Annotated in this window: 5 protein-coding genes; 2 read left to right on the top strand and 3 right to left on the bottom strand. The window is 39.0% G+C overall.

What is annotated here, in order from left to right:
• Window positions 1–240: 240 nt before the first annotated feature.
• From glpE to ilvY, 3 genes are read right to left on the bottom strand one after another with little or no spacing between them, the layout of a single operon-like run.
• The gene (gene glpE, locus BKK47_RS10805; protein ID WP_077494838.1) at window positions 241–558 is read right to left on the bottom strand and encodes a thiosulfate sulfurtransferase GlpE; all 318 of its coding nucleotides are present in this window, start codon (window positions 556–558) and stop codon (window positions 241–243) included.
• Window positions 558–1,436, bottom strand: a complete 879-nt coding sequence (gene rarD / locus BKK47_RS10800) for an EamA family transporter RarD (protein ID WP_077494837.1) — start codon at window positions 1,434–1,436, stop codon at window positions 558–560. The genes glpE and rarD overlap by 1 nt, the downstream gene beginning before the upstream one ends.
• 32 nt (window positions 1,437–1,468) lie before the next feature.
• Entirely contained in the window at window positions 1,469–2,347 is an 879-nt protein-coding gene (gene ilvY / locus BKK47_RS10795) for an HTH-type transcriptional activator IlvY (RefSeq protein WP_077494836.1), read from the bottom strand.
• Window positions 2,348–2,542: 195 nt separating this feature from the next.
• Between ilvY and ilvC the strand changes: the two genes are divergently transcribed.
• Window positions 2,543–4,021 carry a ketol-acid reductoisomerase gene (gene ilvC, locus BKK47_RS10790; RefSeq protein WP_077494835.1) on the top strand — a complete coding sequence of 493 codons (1,479 nt, stop codon included), beginning with the start codon at window positions 2,543–2,545 and terminating at the stop codon, window positions 4,019–4,021.
• A 165-nt stretch (window positions 4,022–4,186) separates the two neighbouring features.
• Window positions 4,187–4,498 carry a HipA N-terminal domain-containing protein gene (locus BKK47_RS10785; protein ID WP_077494834.1) on the top strand — a complete coding sequence of 104 codons (312 nt, stop codon included), beginning with the start codon at window positions 4,187–4,189 and terminating at the stop codon, window positions 4,496–4,498.
• The last annotated feature ends 586 nt before the right edge of the window (window positions 4,499–5,084 follow it).

Below are 5,084 nucleotides of genomic sequence, written 5' to 3'. Positions count from 1 at the left end.
CATATGTCATCCTTAACATTTATTTTATACAATAGATTAATAGTTAACTTAAAACTCTTTTATACCTTTACTCTATAGAAAAGCCCGCAGATTCTACCTTAATTTTTGTTTAAAAAGTAACTTTTTTTGTAAATAATGTGTAAATAAACTTAATATAACCAAGTGAAAACATTGGGTTATTATTTGTAAAAATAACCCAATAACTAATTTCCCTTACACCGTATCATACACCCTTTCTATTTAATATGTTGTATCAATCGGCAAGTCCGACCTCATCCAGCCATCAAATCCGCCTATCACGCTATAGACATTTTCATAGCCTTGTTCTACTAAAAATGTCGCTACGTTGCGGCTACTAATCCCGTGATAGCAACTGATAATAATAGGGGTATCAAAATCCACCAATTCTTCAAATTGTAAAAAGGTTTGATTGGTTAAATGAAAGGCCCCTTTAGGGTGTGAGTAGGTATAACGCTGTGCATCACGCACATCGGCAAGTATAGCGCCCTGTTGCGCCATTTCCCACGCTTGTTGTGGGGTAATTTCTTTAAAAGACATTATAAAGATCTCTTTGCGTGCTGTTTATACACGCCATCAATAATCACAAGGCTCATCGCCAATACTAAACAAATAAAAAGCGGATAGCTTTCCGCCTCAATTTTTTCGCCAATAAAAAATGAAACAAACACCATCATAATGGTTTCCACATAACCCAATAGCCCGAGTAAATTCATCGGTAGCATATTGCTAGCGATCACATAAGCAATCAGGGCTGTGCCACTGATTAAACCGAGTAATACCAATAATTCCCAGATATTTGGGTTAGTTTGTTTCACCACCACAAAATCCGTTTGCAACGCAAAATAAATGCTAATTGGGATTAAACTGAGCATTTCGAGGCAAAAAGACGCAAGATCGGTATTTTTTAACGCTTTTCGGATCGAAAAATAGGAGGTATAGCCGATACAAATCACAATGGCTTCCCAAGATAGTCCGCCTTTAATCACAATATTTGAAATCACACCGAGAGCAGCAATTAATACGGCAATAAGTTTAAAGGCGGAAATGCGTTCTTTAAAAATTAACCGTCCGGCTGCTACCATCACAATGGGTAACAATAAATAGCCAAAAGAGACACTCAGCGAACTCCCATTATTCGGTGCCCATAAAAATAGCCACATTTGAACGCCCATTAATGCGCCACAAAGAATATAGGAAAGGGCAAAGTGCGGTCGTTTTTGAAGGTATTTTAAACGTTCGATCAGGGCATTTTTTTGTTTGAAAATCAACACGGCTAATACCACAAAGGGAAAGGTAAAAATCATTCGATAACCGAAAATATCCGTACCACTCAGCGGTTTGAGCAATGTAGAAAAATAATAGAGATAGCCGAACAAAAAAGACGCTAACAATGAAACGAGAATACCTTTTAACATAGGAAATCCTTAATCTGAATGGTTGCACCATTCTATTCCAACATTGCCCAAAAGGCACGAATTAAGGGCAGGGTTAAGTTCCTTTTTTGTGTACAAATCCCCAATTCAAAAGGTTCAACAGGGACATCTAAATTTAAACGGGAAATTTGATCGCACATTGGGCTATTATTAATTACTTCATCGGGTAACATCGCCAAGCCAAACCCTAAGCCGACCATTGGCACAATGCCTTCATGCCCGGCTACCGTCGCATAAATTTTAGGGTGTTTAATCTGCTTTTTGCGCAGCCACTGTTCAATCCGCAGCCTTGCATGCCCTTCTACAGGAAAAATAAAAGGCATTTGTTGCCAGTTAATCGGTTTCTTCTGCAATAATTGCGTTGCCAAACAGGCGACACGTGGTGCAATAAGTGAAAGATGAATATCGTCAATCTTGTGAAATGCAACACCTGCGGGCAGATTATCCGGTTTCCCTGTGAGGGCAATATCCGCTTGCTGGGTTTGAATGAATTCCAAGGCGAGCGCCGGATCACCAGTGGTGAGCTGAATTTCGACTTTGGGATAACGTTGGCGAAATTGTTTTAGCACCTGTGGCAAATGACTATAAGACGCCGTGACAGAACAAAACAGTTTGAGTTCACCGCTTAGTTCGTCTGGCTCGTCATTGAGTTGTTGTTTTAATTGTTGCCAATTTTGCCACTCCGTCTTAGCAAATTGGAGAAACCGCTCGCCATATTCCGTTAGCGTGACTTGACGATTATCACGAATGAAAAGGGGTTTCCCCAGTTCTTCTTCCATGCGTTGAATTTGGCGTGAAAGGGTGGAGGGGGACATATGGTTTTGGCTGGCGGTTTTGGCGAAGTTTTTGGTTTCCGCTAGTTTGATGAATATGTTTAGATCGGTGAAGTCCATTGTATTCCTTAAATAGTTAATATCGGGTTTCGCCGATGCCAAACAAGACAAATATTATTGCAAAAACCACAACATCATATTCCTATAATATCACTTTACGCAACCACCAAAAGCCTTATAATCCCACTCACAACAAAATAATATGCAAACACAACATCATACAATCATTCACCCTTACAAAATGAAGGAAAATATATGGCTAACTATTTCAACACATTGAATTTACGTCAAAAATTAGACCAGTTAGGTCGTTGTCGTTTTATGAATCGCGAAGAATTTGCCGATGAAGCAAACTTCTTAAAAGGTAAAAAAATTGTCATCGTAGGCTGTGGTGCACAAGGCTTAAATCAAGGTTTAAATATGCGTGATTCAGGTTTAGATGTCAGTTATGCGTTACGCCCTGAAGCTATTGCAGAAAAACGTACTTCATTTCAACGTGCGACCGAAAACGGTTTCAAAGTCGGCACTTACCAAGAATTAATTCCAACCGCAGATTTAGTGGTAAACCTCACACCGGATAAACAACACTCAAAAGTGGTGGCTGATGTGATGCCATTAATGAAACAAGGTGCGGCATTCGGCTATTCTCACGGTTTTAACATTGTTGAACAAGGCGAGCAAATTCGCTCTGATTTAACTGTTGTCATGGTCGCGCCAAAATGTCCGGGTACGGAAGTGCGTGAAGAATACAAACGTGGTTTCGGCGTACCGACATTAATCGCCGTTCACCCTGAAAATGACCCGAAAGGTGAAGGTATGGCAATTGCCAAAGCATGGGCGGCAGCAACCGGTGGCCATCGTGCGGGCGTGTTAGAGTCTTCATTCGTAGCAGAAGTGAAATCCGATTTAATGGGAGAGCAAACCATTCTTTGTGGTATGTTGCAAGCAGGTTCTATCGTGTGCTACGACAAATTAGTCGCGGACGGTAAAGATCCTTCCTATGCCGGAAAATTAATCCAATACGGTTGGGAAACCATCACTGAAGCCTTAAAACAAGGCGGTATCACGTTAATGATGGATCGCTTGTCCAACAGTGCAAAATTACGTGCATTCGAGCTTTCTGAACAAATTAAAGAAAAACTCGGGTTCTTATACTACAAACATATGGATGATATTATCAGCGGTCACTTCTCTGAAACCATGATGGCAGACTGGGCAAACGGCGATAAAGATTTATTCGCATGGCGTGAAGCCACCGCCAAAACCGCCTTTGAAAATGCCCCAAAATATGATGGCAAAATCAGCGAACAGGAATATTTTGATAACGGTGTATTAATGATCGCCATGGTGAAAGCCGGTGTTGAACTTGCCTTTGATGCGATGGTAGAAAGTGGGATTTATGAGGAATCTGCTTACTACGAATCACTTCACGAATTACCATTAATTGCGAACACGATCGCACGTAAACGTTTATATGAAATGAACGTGGTGATTTCTGACACCGCAGAATACGGTAACTACTTATTCTCTAACGTAGCGACCCCAATTCTTGCCAAAGAAATTATCCCAACCCTGCAAAAAGGTGACTTAGGCGAACCAACTCCAACCGTTGAAATCGACAACATTACCTTGCGTGATGTAAACGATGCAATCCGTAACCATCCGGTTGAATTAATCGGTCAAGAGTTACGTGGTTATATGACGGATATGAAACGTATTGCGGTTGCGGGTTAATAAATTAATATGAATGAACACCGACTTAGTTAAGACTAAGTCGGTTTTTTTGTGTTCTTTTTCTAGTTTTTAATCTTCCAAATTATCATTTTTGACACTTAATAAATATTTTATGATTTATGAATAAGCCTAATGCCAGCAAATTTATGAAGAAAAAAATCATCGATTCTTAAAGCATTTAGTCGTTCATTAAATGATAAACGCAAAGCGCTTGGTGGTGAGTTCATTGGGATACTCCAAGAAGATAAATATGGTTTTCATTTTGCCTATAATCCTGATTATCAGGGAATACTGCTTTCACTCATCCTTCCCATAGAACAGAGCCATTTTCATTCGGAAACCTTATTTCCTTATTTTACATCATTGATCCCTGAGGGTTGGTTAAAGAAAAAATATGCCACATATCAGCAAATTAATGAACATGATCTCTTTCGCTTCCTAATTAATAACGGAGAAAATATGCTCTGTGCAGTATAAATATTTAGGGAGAATGCCCTACATTAATGAAGGCTCACAGGAAATAAAAATTCGGTAGTCTCAGACGTTTTGAAAGCTCTCTTGGGTTAAATGCTGGCGTGTCAAATCATCGTATTGGTTTAGACATCACCCGAACCGACGGTAAACGTTATGATAAACCTTACCAAATCCAAGCAGTGTATCGCTATCAATGGTAAACATCTTCTATTAGAAACAAAAAGAGCGGTCATTTTGACCGCTCTTTTTTTAATCCTTTTCCCCTTGCCCTAATTTGAGAAAAACTTATCCATTCAAGATGCCGAATCATTGAAAAACGCTTAAAGCATTAAACTCAAACTTATTAAAAAATTGTCATTTATACTATTTTCTCAATTTATTTAATAATTTTTTATTATTTGAGACAGCGATCACAGTTTATATGAAAATTTTTTATTAATATAGCTATAACTCGATGATAGATGTTGATGGACGAGTTATTAAAGACAAGAATCTTAACTCACTATTTTAGGAGAAATATTATGTCATACTATCCAGCCGAACCGTTTCGCATTAAGAGCGTTGAACCCGTTTCTATTTTGCCAAAAGC

This window comes from Rodentibacter mrazii (genome assembly GCF_001998825.1).
GTDB classification, from domain to species: domain Bacteria; phylum Pseudomonadota; class Gammaproteobacteria; order Enterobacterales; family Pasteurellaceae; genus Rodentibacter; species Rodentibacter mrazii.
The sequence above is the reverse complement of the archived record's forward strand: the minus strand, read 5'-3'. Positions and strand labels throughout refer to the sequence as shown.